This is a genomic window from Nocardiopsis protaetiae, from assembly GCF_045446735.1.
Classification (GTDB): Bacteria; Actinomycetota; Actinomycetes; order Streptosporangiales; family Streptosporangiaceae; genus Nocardiopsis; species Nocardiopsis protaetiae.
In genome coordinates this window covers 1-16,079 of sequence record NZ_JBJJBV010000055.1, presented here as the reverse complement: position 1 = coordinate 16,079, position 16,079 = coordinate 1, and the positions used below count along the sequence as shown (strand labels likewise).

Genomic DNA, 16,079 nt, shown 5'->3' with positions numbered 1-16,079 from the left:
CGCCGCGGGGCTGTCCGGGAACCGTCCGCCGACTCCCGGGTTCCTGCGCGCGAACGATCCGGTCGTTGCAGGAGAACCGGCCTCACCGGGCGGGAGCGGGGCCGGGATGAGCGAACCCGCAGGCGTACACGCCGCGCCCCCGGCATCGTCGACAGCGCGCCCGCCGACCACGAGACTTCTGGGAGTCACCGTCCGCACACGGGGAGAAGGTGTCTCACGATGCCGTGGTCCATGACCCGACACGTTGCGTTGGCGGCGCTGGTCCCGCTCATCGGGTGTTCGTCCCCCGACGCCTCGACCGCTCCCGCCGCCCCGCCACCGTCGGCCGTCGAGTCCGCCCGGCCCACCGACCCGCCCCCGCCCATCCGGATGGACACCGAGTTCACACGACTGGAGGAGGATTTCGACACCCGGCTCGGCGTCTACGCGCTCGACACCGGCACCGGGCTGGCGGTCGAGTTCCAGGCCGACGAGCGGTTCGCCTACTGCTCCACGTTCAAGGTCCTGGCCTTCGGCGCCGTGCTCGACCGGACACCCGTCGACGGACTCGACCGCACCGTCACCTTCTCCGAGGCCGACCTGGTCTTCCACTCCCCCGTCACCCAGGAGCACGTGTCCACGGGCATGACGCTGCGCGAGCTCGGCGACGCCGCGCTGCGGTACAGCGACAACACCGCCTCCAACCTGCTCTTCGAGGAACTGGGCGGCCCCGAGGGGCTGGAAGAGGCCCTGCGCGGGATCGGCGACGACGTCACCAGCGTGGACCGGATCGCGCCGGAGATGGCGGAGGCGGTCCCGGGCGACGTGCGCGACACCAGCACCCCGCGCGCGCTGGCCACCAGCCTGCGCGCGTTCACCCTCGGCGACGTTCTACCGGAGGACAAACAGGACATCCTCATCACCATGATGCGCACCAACACCACCGGCGACGACCTGATCCGCGCCGGGGTCCCCGAAGGATGGGAGGTCGGCGACAAGACCGGCGCCTGCGGCTACGGGACCCGCCACGACATCGGCGTGCTCTGGCCGCCGGAGGGAGGACCCGTCGTCCTGGCGGTCATGTCCAGCCGCGACGAGCCGGGCGCGGAGTACGACGACGCCCTCATCGCGAGGGCCACCGAACTGGCGGTCGAGGCCCTGCAATAGCCGACGGCCCTTCACCCGAACCCCGCCGACGCGATCACACGGCCCACCCCTACCCGTGCGGTGCTGACCACCATGGCCAGAAAGGGGATCGTCCGTGGGCGGCCCCTTCCTTTCCATCCACTAAATGGTGCTCACGTCAACACTTAATGGGTAGGGTAGAGCCACACCACAGAGAGGAGGTGAAACAGCACATGAGCATCGGTGACTGGATCGACGACATGATCGCCGCCGCCAAGAACCAGGGCTTCGAGGTCCGACAGACCGGCAAAAGCCTGGCGTTCACCCGCAATGGCGTCACCGTCGTCATCGACGACGCGCCGGGCAACGTCTTCGCTTTCGTAAAGGCGGTAGACGCCCTGCGCGCCGTTGGCCTGCGCTTCCCCGAGAAGTGACAGGCAGGGCCGCCCCCGAAGCAGCCGGGGGCGGCCCCCAGTCGCCACCCTAACCGCCACCACCTGGGAAGGACACCACGCGTGGACTGGACGACCACGATCTCTTACACCGGCGTCCACGACCTGGACACCGAGACCTCCGACCGGCTGTCCACGACGGCCACGACCACCGTGTACGACGCCAACACCGGGCGGCTCACGATCACGGTGCACGGCGTGGTCACCGTCGAGGACGCACACGAGATCCTGGAGACCGCCGACATCCGCTCCGACACCGTCGATGTGGTGGAGGTGCGCTCTACCCGGACCGACGAGGCCGAATACCAGAAGATGCACCCCACTCCGCTGACACTGGCGACGATCACCGACGCCGCCGAGATCCTGGGGGACATCTCCCGTCAGCGGGCCGACGCTCTACTCAAGCCGACCTCGCCCAAGCGAGACCCCAACGCTCCGGACCCACTGGCCATCACCCGCAATGGGCCGGTGTGGGAGCGCAGCGCGATCGAGTTGTATGCGCTGCGCCGGGACCCGACGATGGACCCCTGGAAGCACCGCCGTTGAAACAACAGGGTCCTCGACCGGCGTGGTCAAGGACCCACGCCCATCCGTAGACGACACCAACGGGGAACACCGGCCACGGCGACACCTCACACAAGGCATCCATCAGGAACGAGTTCAGCCGAGACTCCCCTTCATTCCCGTGTGTGCGGGGATGACAGGCCAGAGGTTGCGGTCTAGAAGGAGGGAACGGTCCATCCCCGCGTGCGCGGGGCTCACCCGGGCCCGGGGGGACCCCAGTACTCCCCGGGCGGTCCATCCCCGCGTACGCGGGGCTCACCGGGGCGGGCACCCCGGCCCGCCCCGAGCACCCGGTCCATCCCCGTGTGCGCGGGGCTCACGCAATGAGGATGTCGTCCTGGCGCAGCCGCAACGGTCCATCCCCGCGTGCGCGGGGCTCACCCGGGCCCTGCTGTACTTGCGCGGGGCGCCGGTCGGTCCATCCCCGCGTACGCGGGGCTCGCGGTTCACGACCTGGGAAAACGCGGGGCGTTATCTTCGCGTTATGTTCACTGGGGGCGTGGCTCGGGCCGATGGCTCCGAACACTGTGGCACGAGAATCGGGGCGGGCTCAAGACGGGTGGCAAAGTCCGGCGGCCGAGGTCAACGGCACGTGCGTGTTCACCCTCTGAGGTTGGGCGAGGCAGGGTGCGCGGCCTTCGCCCCCGTGGGGAAGGCAGGCGGTGCACGTGGTCGGCGGCTGTCGGCCGTGTCAGCGGTGGGTGGAAGAATCCGGGGATGCACCTGAGAATCGACCCGGACCGGCAGGTCACCCCCTCGGCCTGTGACCACTGTGGTTCCGAGCATCTGCGGATCTGCGGATTCATCAACAGCGAGCACGGCGCGTTCGCCATCTACTACGCCTCCCTTTACGACCACGACGGGGTGCACGAGGCCTACGTCGACGTGGTCATGGACGACGTATGGAACGACAGCCCCCTGGACCCCGGCCCCAACCGGACGACCTTCGGTTGCCGTGTCGGGCCGGTGGAGGGCGCCCCCGCTCCGGCGTGTTCGCTCGTCCGGGCGGCCCGGTTCCAGGAGGGCGATCCCTTCTACGGGGAGCGGCTCGACCGGGAGAGGGCCCTCCCCCACCCGTGGCTGCCGCTGTTCTGGGAGACCATGGATCACCTCCTCGAACACGAACCCGACGTCCACTCACACGTGTACTGCGTCAACGCCGCCCCCCAGGAGAACTGAAAAGCCCGTGGCTCCTGGGGTGAGCCACGGGCCGGGGGTCAGATGCGGCGGGCGGCCGCTTCCCACAGGGTCTGCGGGCCTTCGGGATGATAGGTGACGGTCTCCGTGGAAGCGGCGACGATGCGGCGCAGGTCGGACAAGTCTCCGTCGATGGTGCCGACGGCGCGGGCCTGGACGAGCAGGTTGCCGATGGCGGTCCCCTCGGCCGGGCCCGCGATGACGGGGAGGCCCACGGCGTCGGCGGTGAGCCGGCAGAGCAGCGCGTTGTTCACCCCGCCGCCGACGATGTGGACGACGTCCACGTTCTTCCCGCTGAGTTCCGCAGCCTGGTGGACCGCCTTGCGATAGGCCAGGGCGAGGGAGTCCAGGATGCAGCGGGTGAACTCGGCCTCGGTTCGGGGCGGGCGCTGGCCGGTCTCGGCGGCGAACGCGGCGATGCGCGCGGGCATGTCCCCCGGCGGCAGGAACCGGGGATCGTCCACGTCCACCACACAGGACAGCGCCGGGACCCGGGCCGCGCGTTCCAGCAGGTCGGCCAGGTCCACCTCCCGCCAGGTGCGCAGGGACTCCTGGAGGAGCCACAGGCCGCTGACGTTGCGCAGGTAGCGGACGGTGCCGTCCACGCCGAGTTCGTTGGTGAAGTTCGCGGCGCGGGATTCCTCCGAACGGACAGGGGCGTCCAGTTCGACGCCTACCAGAGACCAGGTTCCGGAGGAGATGTAGGCGAAGTCGGTTGTGGTGGCGGGGACGGCCACCACGGCCGAGGCGGTGTCGTGGGAGCCCACGGCCACCAGCGGGGCACCGCCGAGCTCGCCCCGCAGGGATGCGACGACGGTGCCCGGTTCGACCAGGTCGGGGAGGAGGGCGCGGGCTGGTACGCCGAAGGAGTCCTCCAGGAGGCGCAGGGCCTCCGGAGCCCAGCGGCGTTCGCGCACGTCCACCAGGCCGGTGGTGGAGGCGTTGGTCAGCTCCGCGACCTTCACCCCCGTCAGCCAGTACCCCAGCAGGTCGGGGATGAGGAGGAGATCCCGGGCGGCCAACAGGCGGGCGCTCGCCGCCTCGGCGGCCAACTGGAACACCGTGTTGAACGGCTGCACCTGGAGCCCGTTGACCGCGTACATCTGCTCGGCGGGCCAGTGTTCGAAAACGCGTTCTGGGACTCCGTCGGTGCGGGAGTCGCGGTAGTGGACCGGGTTCCCCAGCAGCGCACCGTCCGCGTCCAGCAGCCCGTAGTCCACCGCCCACGTGTCGATGCCCACCGACACCGGAGCGATCCGCCGCAGCCCCTCCACCACCCCCGCGTACAGGGACAGCACGTCCCAGTGCAGGGTGGTGCGCCCCGCGGCGGGCACCGCTACCGGACCGTTGGGGAAACGGGCGACCTCCTCGGTCAGCAACCTCCCGCCTTCGATCCGCCCCGCGATGACCCGACCGCTGGACGCCCCCAGGTCGACGGCAGCGTGCACGCTCATCGCAGGAACGCCGCGGCCACGCCGCCGTCCACCGGCACGTGCAGCCCCGTGGTGTGCGACAGGTCCCCCGCCGTCAGCGCGAACACCGCGTTCGCCACGTGCTCGGGCAGCACCTCCCGCCCCAGGATGGTCCGCTGCGCGTAGAACCTGCCCAGCTCCTCTTCCTCCACCCCGTACACCTTGGCACGCTGCGCGCCCCACCCTCCCGCGAAGATCCCCGACCCGCGCACCACCCCGTCCGGGTTGACCCCGTTGACGCGGATGCCGTGCCCGCCCAGCTCGGCGGCGAGCAGCCGCACCTGGTGGGCCTGGTCGGCCTTGACCGCCGAGTAGGCGATGTTGTCGGGCCCCGCGAACACCGCGTTCTTGGACGCGATGTACACGATGTCGCCCCCCATCCCCTGCGCGATCATGATCCGCGCCGCCTCCCGCGACACCAGGAACGACCCCTTGGCCATCACGTCGTGCTGGAGGTCCCAGTCCCGCTCGGTGGTCTCCAGCAGCGGCTTGGAGATGGACAGCCCGGCGTTGTTGACGACCAGGTCCACCCCGCCGAAGGCGAGAGCGGCCTCGCGCAGCGCCCGCGCCACCGCCTCGGCGTCGCTGACGTCGCAGGCCACCCCGACCGCGACGTCGGAGTTCCCCAGCTCCGCGGCGGCGGCCGCGGCCTTGTCGGCGTCCAGGTCGGCGACGACCACGCACGCCCCCTCGGCCGCCAGCCGGGTGGCGATGGCCTTGCCGATCCCGCTCGCCGCACCCGTCACCAGCGCCACCCGGGCGGCCAGCGGCTTCGGCTCGGGCAGCCGGGCCAGCTTGGCCTCCTCCAGCGCCCAGTACTCGATGCGGAACTTCTCCGACTCCTCGATGGGCCGGTAGGAGGACACCGCCTCCGCCCCCCGCATCACGTTGATGGCGTTGACGTAGAACTCGCCCGCCACCCGCGCCGTCTTGGCGTCCTTGCCGAACGAGAACATGCCCACGCCCGGGACCAGCACGATCGCGGGGTCGGCGCCGCGGATGGCCGGGCTGTCCGGCGCGGCGTAGCGCTCGTAGTAGGCGCGGTACTGCGCCCGGTAGTCCTCGTGCAGCTCCTTCAGCCGTGCGACGGCCTCCTCCAGCGGGGCGTCGGCGGGCAGGTCCAGGACCAGGGGCCGGACCTTGGTGCGCAGGAAGTGGTCCGGGCAGGAGGTGCCCAGGGCGGCCAGGCGCGGGTGCTCGGCGCGGGCCAGGAAGTCCAGGACCACGTCGCTGTCGGTGAACCGTCCGACCTGCGGGTGGTCGGTGGAGGCCAGGCCGCGGACGACCGGCGCCAGGGCGGCCGCCCGCTCACGCCGCTCGTCCTGCGGCAGGGCCTCGCGCCCCGGCAGCACGGGCCCGAAGGGTTCGGGGCGCCCCCGCTCGGCGATGAAGCGTTCGGCGGTGCGGATGATCTCCAGCGAGTTGGCCTGCGCCTCCTCGCTGGTCTGCCCCCACGCGGTGATGCCGTGCCCGCCGAGGATGGCGCCGACGGCGTTCGGGTTCTCCTTGGCGATGGCGGAGATGTCCAGGCCGAGCTGGAACCCGGGCCGCCGCCAGGGCACCCACACCACGCGGTCGCCGAAGCACTCGCGGGTGAGCGCCTCGCCGTCGGCGGCGGTGGCCAGGGCGATGCCGGAGTCGGGGTGCAGGTGGTCCACGTGCGGGGCGTCGACCAGGCCGTGCATGGCGGTGTCGATGGAGGGGGCCGCACCGCCCTTGCCGAACAGGCAGTGGTCGAACGCGGCGACCATCTCGTCCTCGCGGTCCTCGCCCGGGTAGACGTCCACGAGGGAGCGCAGCCGGTCCAGGCGCAGGACGGCCAGGCCGTCCTCGGTGAGGGTGCCCAGGTCGCCGCCGGAGCCCTTGACCCACAGGACCTCGACGGGTTCACCGGTGACGGGGTCGGTACGCTCGCCCTTGGCGGAGGTGTTGCCGCCGGCGAAGTTGGTGTTGCGCGGGTCGGCGCCCAGGGTGTTGCTGCGGGCGATCAGCTGGTCGACGACGGTGTCGGACACGGGGTCCCCCTGTGCTGCGGTGGGTGCGGTGGTCTCGGTGCGGCCGGTGTCCGCGGTAGCCGCGGTGCCTGTGGTTTCGGCCGTGCCCGCGGTCTCGGCGGTGGCCGCGGTGTCCTCGGTTCGGTCTGTGCGGTCTGCGCGGCCGGTGTGCCGCGGTCCGGTGGCACTCACGCGCCCCACCCCGCCTGGGTGCCGCCCTTGCGCTCGTCGATGACGCGCTCCATGTAGCCGGAGCGGGCGTGCGCGGCCATGGGGTCGGGGTCCAGGCCCTGCTCGGCGCGCAGGTCGGCCAGCAGCGGGCGAACGTCGGTGTTGTAGGCGTCCATGACGACCGCGTTGGCGGCCAGGACGTCGCCCTCGCGCTGGGCGGCGGCCAGGGCGTCGGCGTCCACGAGCAGGGCCTTGGCGGTGGCCTCCTGCACGTTCATGACCGAGCGGATCTGGCCGGCGATCTTGGGCTCGATGTTGTGGCACTGGTCGAGCATGAACGCGACCCGGGTGTCGGCGTCCAGCCCGCCGCCGCGCACGACCTCGTACATGATGCGGAAGAGCTGGAAGGGGTCGGCGGAGCCGACCATGAGGTCGTCGTCGGCGTAGAAGCGCGAGTTGAAGTCGAAGGCGCCGAGCTTCCCGGCGCGCAGCAGGAACGCGACGATGAACTCGATGTTGGTGTGCGCGGCGTGGTGGCCGGTGTCCACGCAGACGACGGCCTTCTCGCCCAGTTCGAGGCAGTGGGCGTAGGCGGTGCCCCAGTCGGGGACGTCGGTGGCGTAGAAGGCGGGCTCGAAGAGCTTGTACTCCAGCAGCATGCGCTGGTCGGGGCCGAGCCGGTCGTAGACCTCGGAGAGGGCCTGGGCGAGGCGGTCCTGGCGGGCGCGCAGGTCGTCCTGGCCGGGGTAATTGGTGCCGTCGGAGAACCACAGCTTGAGGTCGCGCGAGCCGGTGGCGTCCATGATGTCGACGCATTCCAGCAGGTGGTCGGTGGCCTTGCGGCGCACGGCGGGGTCGGGGTTGGTGACGCTGCCGAGCATGTAGTCGTCGTCCTGGAAGACGTTGGAGTTGATGGCTCCGATGGAGACGCCGAGGTCGCGGGCGTGCTCGGCCAGGGCGGCGTAGTCGTCGACCCGGTCCCAGGGGATGTGCAGGGCGACGGTGGGGGCGACGCCGGTGAGGCGGTGGACCTGGGCGGCGTCGGCGAGCTTCTCCCACGGGTCGCGGGGGACGCCCTGCTGCGCGAAGACCTTGAAGCGGGTACCGGAGTTGCCGAACGCCCAGGAGGGGAGCTCGATGTGCTGGCGCCGCAGGACCTCCAGGGCGCCCGTGCGACGGTCGGAGGAGGGTGTGGCCACGGCGGATCTCCGTTCGCTGCTGCTGTGTCGACCAGGCGCCGTTCGAACGAGGCGCTTGAATCGTTTTAAACAATGCTGTGCGAAGATTATCCCTGGGGTGCGAAGGGCGTCAAGACGCGCTTGTGCCGTGGAACACAGGCTGGTCGACCGTGTGGATGAATCGTTTTTACCGAGGTGCTCCAGAAAGACCGACCCGCACGGCGAAGGGGCGGCCCGGCGGTCCCCCGCCGGACCGCCCCCGCGGTCGCTTCAGCCGTTCTGCCGACCCGGTCGGTCGGCTCGTTCGGTCGACCTGGTCAGACGACCAAGTCCGTCGACCGAGTCGGATGACCGGTCGATCGGCCGAACGGTCGGCCGACCTGACGGTCGGCCCGCCAGTCAGTCAGTCAGTTGGCAAGCCGGTCAGTCGCTGCCCCCGGACCAGGGCAGCGTCTCCGGGTGGTCCTCCGCCCGGTGCGGGATCACCACCACCGGGATCGCCGCCCCGTGCAGCACCGCCTGGCTGACCGAGCCCAGAAAGAGTCCGCGCAGACCGCCCCGGCCGCGCGAGCCGACCACCACCAGGTCGGCCTTCTCGGCCTCCGCCAGCAGCGCCCGCTCCGCGGCCTGGCGGCTGCGCACCACAGACACGTCGACGCCCTCGGCCGCGTCGCCGACCTCCTCGAACAGCGCGGCGACCAGCTCACCCGAACGCTGCTCCAGCAGTTCGTCCGGCGGCACCCACCCGGAGGCGGCCAGCGCCTCGGGGGCGAAGGGCGTGGAGACCTCCCAGCTGTGCACCACCGTCACCGCCGACCCGTCCTCGTGCGCCCGCCCCAGGGCGAACCGCAGCGCGGGCAGGGAGGCCTCCGAGCCGTCCACGCCGACCACGATCCGGCCCACGCGGCCCGCCCGGTCCGGGCGGCTCACCCCGTCCACGCCACCCGTGTGGTCGGTGCGCTCCGGGCTCTCCGGCACCACCGCCACCGGGCAGTGCGCCCGGGCCGCCAGCCGGATCGCGGTGGAGCCCATCACCGCCGCGCGCAGCGCGCCCAGCCCGCGCGAGCCCACCACCAGCAGGTCTTCGTTCCCGGCTCGCTCCAGCAGCGCCGGAACCGGGTCGTCCATCGCCAGGAACACCTCCACCCGGGTGCCCGGGGCCAGCCCGCGCACCCGGTCGGCGGCGGCGCCCAGGACCTGCTCGCCGTGCGCGATCAGCTCCTGGGTGGCCGAGGGGCGGCTCGGCCCCTCCGACATCACCACAAGCGGCATCGGCAGCGCGAACACGATGTCCAGCGGGCGTCCGGTCCGGGTCGCCTCGGCGACCGCCCACTCCAGGGCGGCGTCGGCGTGCCCGGAACCGTCCACACCCAGGACGATCTTCGGGGATCGGGGGTCATCTGAGGTCATCGGCAGACTCCTCGTGTCTCGGCGTCCTCACCTGTCACCTGCCCTCGCACCGGGGCCGAAAACACCGCGAAGGTCCCGCCGGGGCGGGCCGCAGGGCCCTCCCCGCGGCGGATTCACAGGTCAACGACGATCTTGACCTGGTCCCCGGACGGGGCGGCGAACACCTCGGCGGCATCGGCCAGCGGCACCCGGCGGGTGATCATCCGCTCCAGCCAGGAGCGGTCGGCCTTCTCCAGGGCCCCGGCGGCCTGCTCGTAGTGGCGCCGGTTGGCGTTGACCGAGCCGAACAGCACGTCGTTCTCCAGGACCAGGCGCCGCCCCATGAGGTCGGAGTCGATCTGCACCGGCCCGGTGGCGCTGCCCAGGCCGACGAAGCAGACGATGCCGTCGGCGGCGTTGTGCACCATGGCGTCGAGGATGACCGGGCTGGCGCCGGTGGTCTCCACGATGATGTCCAGGGACACCCGTTTCGCCAGGTCGGCCACGGTGCCGGTGTGGTACGTGGCGCCCAGCGCCGCCACCAGCTCCGGTTTGATCCCGCCCTCGGCCCGGTCCAGGACGTGCACGTCCAGGCCGCGCTGCACGCCCAGCAGGGCGGCGAGCAGCCCGATCGGCCCGGCCCCGGTGACCAGGACGGTGTCCGGGTCGAACCAGGCGCGGCTGCCGATGCGCTCGATCTGCTCCCAGGCCTTGGCGACGACGGTGGTGGGCTCCATGAGGACGCCGACCCGCTCCAGCGCCGGGTCCAGGGCGACCGCGTAGTCGGCCTCCACCGTCCACTGCTGGGAGCCGAAGCCGTCGAGTTCCTTGATGCCGCGTTCGGCGAACCGGCCGTTGCGGCACATGTCGAACTCGCCGTGGCCGCAGGGCCCGCAGGGCAGCGGGTCGGGGCGGCGCACGATGCCCACCACCAGGTCGCCCGGGGAGAACCCGCTGCCGGGCGGGGCCTGGCGGACCCGGCCCAGGGACTCGTGGCCCAGGACCAGGCGTTCGCGGCCGTACGGGGCGGTGCCGTACTCGCCGTCGACGATCTCGCGGTCGGTGCCGCACACGCCCAGGGCGATGCCGTCGACGAGGAGGTCGTTCTCCCCGGGCACGGGTGGTTCGACGTCCTCCACTAGCACCGATCCGATCCGCATGGGTTCCACCGTGAGCGCCTTCATCCGTCCCCCGCCGTGTTCGGTCCGTTCGTGCGCGGCCGGGAGGCCGCACCCGGAGTGGTTCCCCCGGCGAGGGCCTGGCATGGCGGGCGGACGGTGTCTTGACCCGGACGTGTCCGGGGATTGGGCGGGCCCGCACCCCGCGATGGGCCGCCGCGCGGCGCGGTGGACCGCTGCGCGCCACGGAAACCGATGCGTGACGCGATGAACGGTTGCGCGCCGCGGGCCCCCACGTGTCCCGGTGGAGCGCGGCACTCCGTGGTGGACCGATGTGCGACGCCGCGGGCCGATGTGCGGTGCGGGACTCATGCCCTAACGCGGTGGGGCGTGGCACGCCGCGAAACCCCGACGGGCCCCGGTGGGCCGCTGCGCGGCGCGGTGGGGCGTTGCGCGGCGGCGCCCGGTGGTGTTAGGCAGAGCTGACCGGATCCCCCTCTCCCCCGGAGGTCGCCGTGCCGCACCCCTCCCTCAGCCGACGCGCCCTGCTGGCCGGTACCGCGGGCGCGCTGGGGCTGGCCGCCGCCGGCTGCGGCCGGGGCCGCGACGACGCGGACCCGGGCGCGTCCGCGGGCCGCGGCGGCTACCCGCTGACGGTGGAGCACACGTTCGGCGCCACCGAGATCCCCGCCGAACCGCAGCGCATCGTCACCGTGGGCCTGACCGACGTGGACGCCGTGCTGGCCCTGGGCGCGGGGCCGCGGCTGGTGGGCGTCACCAACTTCTACGAGGAGTTCGAGCACGGGGTGTGGCCGTGGGCGCAGAACACGCTGGGCGGGGCGGCGCCCGAGGTGATGCCGCGGCCGGAGGGCGACCGGCCGAACCTGGAGCTCATCGCCGCCCTGGAACCGGACCTGGTCCTCGGGCTGTACAGCGGGCTGGCCCGGGAGGACTACGACGCCCTGTCGGTGCTGGCGCCCACGGTCGCCCAGCTCGGCGGGTTCCCCGACTGGGGTGCGCCCTGGGACGAGATGACGCTGGCGATCGGCCGGGCGCTGAACCGGGAGGAGGAGGCGGCGGGGCTCGTCTTCGGGGTGGAGGCGCGGTTCGCCGAGGCTCGGACGGCCCACCCTCAGTTCCAGGGGGCGAGCGCGGTGGTCGCCGAACAGTTCGACCGGACCTTTGTGGTGCGCTCCCCCACCGACCCGCGTACACGGTTCCTGGAGGCGCTGGGGTTCGAGCTGCCGGCGGAGATCGCCGAGCTGACCGGGGACTCCGACGCCGCCCCGCTGCCGGAGGAGGACTTCGAGCTGCTCGACCGCGACCTGCTGCTGTGGAACGCCGGGTTCAGCCCGGGGCTGCGGGAGGAGCTGGCCGGGCACCGGGTGTACCAGGGCCTGGACGCGGTGGCGCGGGGGCGCGAGCTCATCGTGGACGACGTGGTGGTGTCGGGCGCGCTGACCTGGAGCACGGTGCTGAGCCTGCCGTACGCGCTGGAGCAGCTGGTCCCGCGCATCGCGGCCGCCGTGGACGGCGACCCCGCGACCCCCGCCTGAGCGGGGGCGGGGCGGGGTGCGCGGCCGCCCCAGGTACGGCGGCCGCGTGCAGTGTCCCCCGTCTGCGGCAGCATGTCCGGCATGAACGGCACTCAGGCGTACCGCGACGAGGCCCGCCAGAAGGGCGTCCCCGAACACGCCATCGACCTGGCCCTGGGCCTCGTCCTGCCCCAGACCGAACTCGTCCCGTCCAGCGGTGACGGCGGCGTCCCGGTCGGGCGGTACGGCGGCCTCCCCTCCCTTCCCGCGGGCGTCGAGTGGGACGGCGGCCTGGACCTCGTCGCGACCGTCGACTGCGCCGCCCTGCCCCCGGAGGGCCGCCACCTCCCCCTGCCGAGCGACGGCCACCTGCTGTTCTTCACCGACAGGACCGACCCCGACGGGTTCGCGCTGATGGAGGACTCCCGTTCGGTGATCTACGTCCCGGCGGGGACGCCCACGACCGAGCGGACGCTTCCCGGGGGCGCGTACGTCCTCCCCGCCCTCGACCCGCACCCCCTCTACGCCCGGGTCGTCCCCAGCCTCCCGACGAGGGCCGACGACGCCGTCCTCTCCGACCCGGAGACCAGGCGCCTCTACAACGAGTACGGGCTCGACGACCACGACCACCGGCTGCCGAGGTGGGAGGGCACTCTGCTCCTGGGCGGATACGCCTACTCACCGCAGGACCCGCCCATCATGGACTCGTCCCCGGAGGACGAGAAGGGGGGCTGGGTGCTGCTGGCCCAGGCACAGCTCGACATGCCCGAGGATCCCGGCTTCACCGCGTGCCCGTTCTGGATCATCCAGCGCGAGGAGCTCCAGGCCCGGAACTTCGCGGCGGCGGCACTGGTGATGACGTCCTACCGCTGAGGCTCCCCTGGACCCCCGCGTCCCGCGGCGGCCGGGGGTCAGGTGCCGTTGTCGGGGGTGCGCAGGGTGCGGGTGGTGGCGTCGTCGGCCGGGAAGAACGACTCGATGACGAGTTCGGAGACGGTGACGTCCAGCGGGGTGCCGAACGTCGCCACCGTGGACAGGAACGACAGCTCCCGCCCGCCCCGGCACAGCCGCAAGGGCACGGCGATGGGCGGCGTTCCGCGGGGCGGGCCCGGGTCTCCGCCCGGGTAAGCGGCCAGCTCCCGGTACAACTCGGCCAGGCCGGTGTCGCCGGTCCAGTCGGCCTGGAGGCGCAGCCGGTGCAGCAGGTGGGCCCGCCACTGGTCGAGGTTGGCGATGGCGGGCGCCATGCCGCGCGGGTGCAGGCCCACCCGCAGCACGTTCACCGGCGGGGCCAGCAGGTCGGGGTCGACCCCCTCCAGCAGCAGGCCGATCCCGGTGTTGGCCTCGATGAGGGTCCAGTCGCGGTCCACGACCACCGCCGGGTAGGGGTCGTGGCCGGCCAGGACCCGGCGGACGACCTCGCGCACCGGGCCCATGTCGGCGTCGTCGAGCGGGCGTTCGGCGAAGACCGGGGCGTACCCGGCGGCGAGCAGCAGCCGGTTGCGTTCGCGCAGGGGGACGTCCAGGCACTCGGCCAGCCGCAGGATCATCTCGCGGCCCGGGCGGGAGCGGCCGGTCTCCACGAAGCTGAGGTGGCGGGCGGAGACCTCGGCCCGCAGGGACAGCTCCAGTTGGCTGAGCCTGCGGCGGTTGCGCCACTCCTTGAGGAGCCCGCCGGCCTCCGTGCGTTCGGTCGTCCCGGTCACGCCGTCCCCTTCCTCCACGCTGCGGCCCACCCTAGACGGATGGGGTCTCAGGCCAGGTCCGAGCGGCCCAGGGCGGCGGCCTCCAGGGCGGCCAGGACGGCGACGGCGGTCGCCTGGACCAGCAGGAACACCGTGCCGAACCCGGTGGGGTCGACCAGGAAGCCCAGGCCCAGGGCGGCCGTGACCACGACCCACACGGTGTTGACGGCGACGACGGTCCGCACGGCCGGGCGGGTCAGGCCGCGGCCCGAGGCCAGCAGGCCCAGCCAGGCACCGAAGCCCAGCAGGAACAGCCCGGCCGGGAGGAGCAGGGCGAGGGGCAGGCCGAGCAGGTCCGGCAGCCACGGGGAGCCCGCGGTGAGCAGCACCCCGGAGGCGAGGCAGGCGATGGAGTCGGTGCCCAGGAGCAGGCGCAGGGGGCGGGTGGCGGGGGTGGCGGGAGCAGTACGAGAGGTCATGGTGGTTCCCTTTCCGGGTGGTGTCCGTCGACATCACCGAGCATTCCGGGCGTAGGGAAGGACGTCGATTACCTCTCGGGTAATGGGGGGTGCGATCATCGCCGCTGAGCTGCGAGAACACGAATCGGATCCGTTTTCCGGGGATGCTCGCCCGCGCGGCCGGGCAGGCCTCGCCGCCGCGGACCGGTCGGCGGCGGCCGACCGGGGGTGCCGGCGGCCGGGGCTCGGCCGCGAGGCGCGGCGGAATGGTCACCGGCACGCCGAGGCCGGTCCCCCACTGGGAACCGGTCGGCGGAAGAGTGCGGGCGCCCATGTCCTCGGCCGACGGGAACCGGGCGACGGCGCGTGTGGAGCGGCCCCGCCGGGCGGCACGGTAGGTGGCCGGGCGCGGGCCGCGGAGGGCCCCGGCGGGGGTCAGGCGTCGGTGAGACGGCGCAGCGGGGTGATCACAGGGGCGCCGAAGATCAGCTGGGTGTGGCAGTGCACGACCTGGGGCAGGACGAGCAGCCGGTCGATGATCAGCGACTGTAGGTGAGTGCTGTCGCGCACGGCGACGTGCACCAGGTAGTCCTGCACGCCGCTGACGTTGTACAGCGCCATCGTCTCGGGCATGCGGCCCACCTGGGCGACGAAGTCCTCGGCGGCCTCCCGGGAGTGGGGCCGCACCTGCACGGCGATGAACGCCTGCTCCGGGCGGCCGAGCCGGGACGGGTCGACGTGGGCGCGGATCGAGGAGACGACGCCGCTGGCCCGCAGTCGGCGGACCCGCTGTAGGCAGGTGCTAGGGCGTGTTCGGTGGATCTTGAGTCTCGACTCTGTGGCTCCGACGGCCGGTGTACAACCGGTACATGAGCCGCAGATTCGAGCTCTCCGACCAGGAGTGGGACCTGATCCGTCCCCTGCTGCCCCCGATGACACCCCAACGCGGCGGACGGTGGCGCGACCACCGCCAGGTCCTCAACGGCATCGTCTACCGCACCCGCACCGGCATCCCCTGGCGTGACCTGCCCGAACGCTATGGCCCCTGGCGCACCGTGCATGACCGGCTCCTGCGCTGGGAGACCGACGGCACCTGGGCCCGCATCGAAGAGCACCTCATCATCACCGGCGAGATCGACCTGGACGCCCAGATCGACTCCACCGTCGTGCGCGCCCACCAGCACGCCGCCGGAGCGCGAAAAGGGGGTGCACACCCCAGGACTCACGAGCCGCCCAGAGCCTCGGGAAATCCAGGGGAGGCCTGACCACCAAGATCCACACCATCTGCGAGGGCACCGGGCATCCCCTGGTCACCACCCTCACCCCCGGGCAGGACGCCGACACCTGCCAGCTCCCGGTGCTGGTGGGCCTGGTACGGGTGAACAGGCCCGGTCCGGGGCGACCCCGTAGCCGGCTGGACGGCCTGGCCGGGGACAAGGCCTACAGCTCCAAGGCCAACCGCGACCTGTTGCGCACCACGCGCACCCGGTGCACCATTCCCGAGCGCGAGGATCAAAAGGCCAACCGGCGCAGGCGGGGATCGGCCGGCGGCAGGCCGCCCGACTTCGATCGGGAGGCCTACCGCCGACGCAACCGGGTGGAGCGGTTGATGAACCGCCGTAAGCAGTTCCGGGCGCTGGCCACGCGTTATGACAAGCTCGCCACGACCTACCGGGCGACCGTGCGTGTCGCCGACATCTTCATCCGATTACGCGCACGGCCCGATCGCCCCACTCAACAAGATCCACCGAACACGCCCTAG

At 72.4% G+C, this 16,079-nt stretch carries 15 protein-coding genes; 7 read left to right on the top strand and 8 right to left on the bottom strand.

The genetic code is table 11. The features are described 5' to 3' along the window. Window positions 1-219 precede the first annotated feature (219 nt). From bla to ACJOT3_RS11480, 4 genes are all read left to right on the top strand, one after another. On the top strand, window positions 220-1,146 hold the full coding sequence (gene bla / locus ACJOT3_RS11495; protein WP_406971742.1) for a class A beta-lactamase: 927 nt from the start codon (window positions 220-222) through the stop codon (window positions 1,144-1,146). Window positions 1,147-1,337: 191 nt separating this feature from the next. After that, entirely contained in the window at window positions 1,338-1,538 is a 201-nt protein-coding gene (locus ACJOT3_RS11490; protein ID WP_406971740.1) for a hypothetical protein, read from the top strand. Between the two features lie 81 nt (window positions 1,539-1,619). Next, window positions 1,620-2,102 (top strand): hypothetical protein, encoded by a 483-nt coding sequence (locus ACJOT3_RS11485; RefSeq protein ID WP_406971738.1) that lies wholly within the window; start codon window positions 1,620-1,622, stop codon window positions 2,100-2,102. 735 nt (window positions 2,103-2,837) lie between these two features. Then, window positions 2,838-3,299 (top strand): hypothetical protein, encoded by a 462-nt coding sequence (locus ACJOT3_RS11480; protein ID WP_406971736.1) that lies wholly within the window; start codon window positions 2,838-2,840, stop codon window positions 3,297-3,299. A gap of 38 nt (window positions 3,300-3,337) precedes the next feature. Here the strand turns inward: ACJOT3_RS11480 and ACJOT3_RS11475 are convergent, their stop codons facing one another. From ACJOT3_RS11475 to ACJOT3_RS11455, 5 genes are all read right to left on the bottom strand, one after another. Then, a complete protein-coding gene (locus tag ACJOT3_RS11475; protein ID WP_406971734.1) occupies window positions 3,338-4,771 on the bottom strand; it encodes a rhamnulokinase in 1,434 nt (477 codons plus the stop codon). Further along, a complete protein-coding gene (locus ACJOT3_RS11470; RefSeq protein ID WP_406971774.1) occupies window positions 4,768-6,804 on the bottom strand; it encodes a bifunctional aldolase/short-chain dehydrogenase in 2,037 nt (678 codons plus the stop codon). The genes ACJOT3_RS11475 and ACJOT3_RS11470 overlap by 4 nt, the downstream gene beginning before the upstream one ends. A 167-nt stretch (window positions 6,805-6,971) precedes the next feature. Then, window positions 6,972-8,153 (bottom strand): L-rhamnose isomerase, encoded by a 1,182-nt coding sequence (gene rhaI / locus ACJOT3_RS11465; RefSeq protein WP_406971732.1) that lies wholly within the window; start codon window positions 8,151-8,153, stop codon window positions 6,972-6,974. Between the two features lie 402 nt (window positions 8,154-8,555). Further along, window positions 8,556-9,542, bottom strand: coding sequence for a universal stress protein (locus ACJOT3_RS11460; protein ID WP_406971730.1), 987 nt, complete (start codon window positions 9,540-9,542; stop codon window positions 8,556-8,558). Window positions 9,543-9,655: 113 nt separating this feature from the next. Beyond that, complete coding sequence (locus ACJOT3_RS11455) at window positions 9,656-10,705, bottom strand: glucose 1-dehydrogenase (RefSeq protein ID WP_406971728.1); 1,050 nt, start codon at window positions 10,703-10,705, stop codon at window positions 9,656-9,658. A 449-nt stretch (window positions 10,706-11,154) separates the two neighbouring features. Here ACJOT3_RS11455 and ACJOT3_RS11450 point away from each other — a divergent pair, with 449 nt between their 5' ends. Continuing rightward, window positions 11,155-12,195: an iron-siderophore ABC transporter substrate-binding protein gene (locus ACJOT3_RS11450; RefSeq protein ID WP_406971726.1), complete on the top strand. Its 1,041-nt coding sequence runs from the start codon at window positions 11,155-11,157 to the stop codon at window positions 12,193-12,195. An 81-nt stretch (window positions 12,196-12,276) separates the two neighbouring features. Continuing rightward, window positions 12,277-13,047: a DUF1963 domain-containing protein gene (locus tag ACJOT3_RS11445; protein WP_406971724.1), complete on the top strand. Its 771-nt coding sequence runs from the start codon at window positions 12,277-12,279 to the stop codon at window positions 13,045-13,047. A 38-nt stretch (window positions 13,048-13,085) separates the two neighbouring features. Here the strand turns inward: ACJOT3_RS11445 and ACJOT3_RS11440 are convergent, their stop codons facing one another. The 3 genes from ACJOT3_RS11440 to ACJOT3_RS34850 all read right to left on the bottom strand — a co-directional run bounded on the left by ACJOT3_RS11440 (window position 13,086) and on the right by ACJOT3_RS34850 (window position 15,256). Next, on the bottom strand, window positions 13,086-13,880 hold the full coding sequence (locus ACJOT3_RS11440; RefSeq protein ID WP_406971722.1) for a helix-turn-helix domain-containing protein: 795 nt from the start codon (window positions 13,878-13,880) through the stop codon (window positions 13,086-13,088). 47 nt (window positions 13,881-13,927) lie between these two features. Further along, window positions 13,928-14,338 carry a hypothetical protein gene (locus ACJOT3_RS11435; RefSeq protein WP_406971720.1) on the bottom strand — a complete coding sequence of 137 codons (411 nt, stop codon included), beginning with the start codon at window positions 14,336-14,338 and terminating at the stop codon, window positions 13,928-13,930. Window positions 14,339-14,752: 414 nt separating this feature from the next. Beyond that, window positions 14,753-15,256, bottom strand: coding sequence for an Lrp/AsnC family transcriptional regulator (locus ACJOT3_RS34850; protein ID WP_489685958.1), 504 nt, complete (start codon window positions 15,254-15,256; stop codon window positions 14,753-14,755). On the opposite strand from ACJOT3_RS34850, the gene ACJOT3_RS11425 reads away from it, so the two are divergent. After that, a protein-coding gene (locus tag ACJOT3_RS11425; RefSeq protein WP_406971716.1) for an IS5 family transposase occupies window positions 15,187-16,079 on the top strand; the annotation gives its coding sequence in 2 pieces (ribosomal slippage) (window positions 15,187-15,550 and window positions 15,550-16,079; 894 coding nt in all). The two genes, ACJOT3_RS34850 and ACJOT3_RS11425, sit on opposite strands and share 70 nt — an antisense overlap.

Excerpts from the sequence above, each read along its gene's own strand:
- bla (WP_406971742.1), top strand. The coding sequence starts at position 220 with ATGCCGTGGTCCATGACCCGACACGTTGCGTTGGCGGCGCTGGTCCCG.
- ACJOT3_RS11490 (WP_406971740.1), top strand. The coding sequence starts at position 1,338 with ATGAGCATCGGTGACTGGATCGACGACATGATCGCCGCCGCCAAGAAC.
- ACJOT3_RS11480 (WP_406971736.1), top strand. The coding sequence starts at position 2,838 with ATGCACCTGAGAATCGACCCGGACCGGCAGGTCACCCCCTCGGCCTGT.
- ACJOT3_RS11475 (WP_406971734.1), bottom strand. The coding sequence starts at position 4,771 with ATGAGCGTGCACGCTGCCGTCGACCTGGGGGCGTCCAGCGGTCGGGTC.
- ACJOT3_RS11460 (WP_406971730.1), bottom strand. The coding sequence starts at position 9,542 with ATGACCTCAGATGACCCCCGATCCCCGAAGATCGTCCTGGGTGTGGAC.
- ACJOT3_RS11455 (WP_406971728.1), bottom strand. The coding sequence starts at position 10,705 with ATGAAGGCGCTCACGGTGGAACCCATGCGGATCGGATCGGTGCTAGTG.
- ACJOT3_RS11445 (WP_406971724.1), top strand. The coding sequence starts at position 12,277 with ATGAACGGCACTCAGGCGTACCGCGACGAGGCCCGCCAGAAGGGCGTC.
- ACJOT3_RS11435 (WP_406971720.1), bottom strand. The coding sequence starts at position 14,338 with ATGACCTCTCGTACTGCTCCCGCCACCCCCGCCACCCGCCCCCTGCGC.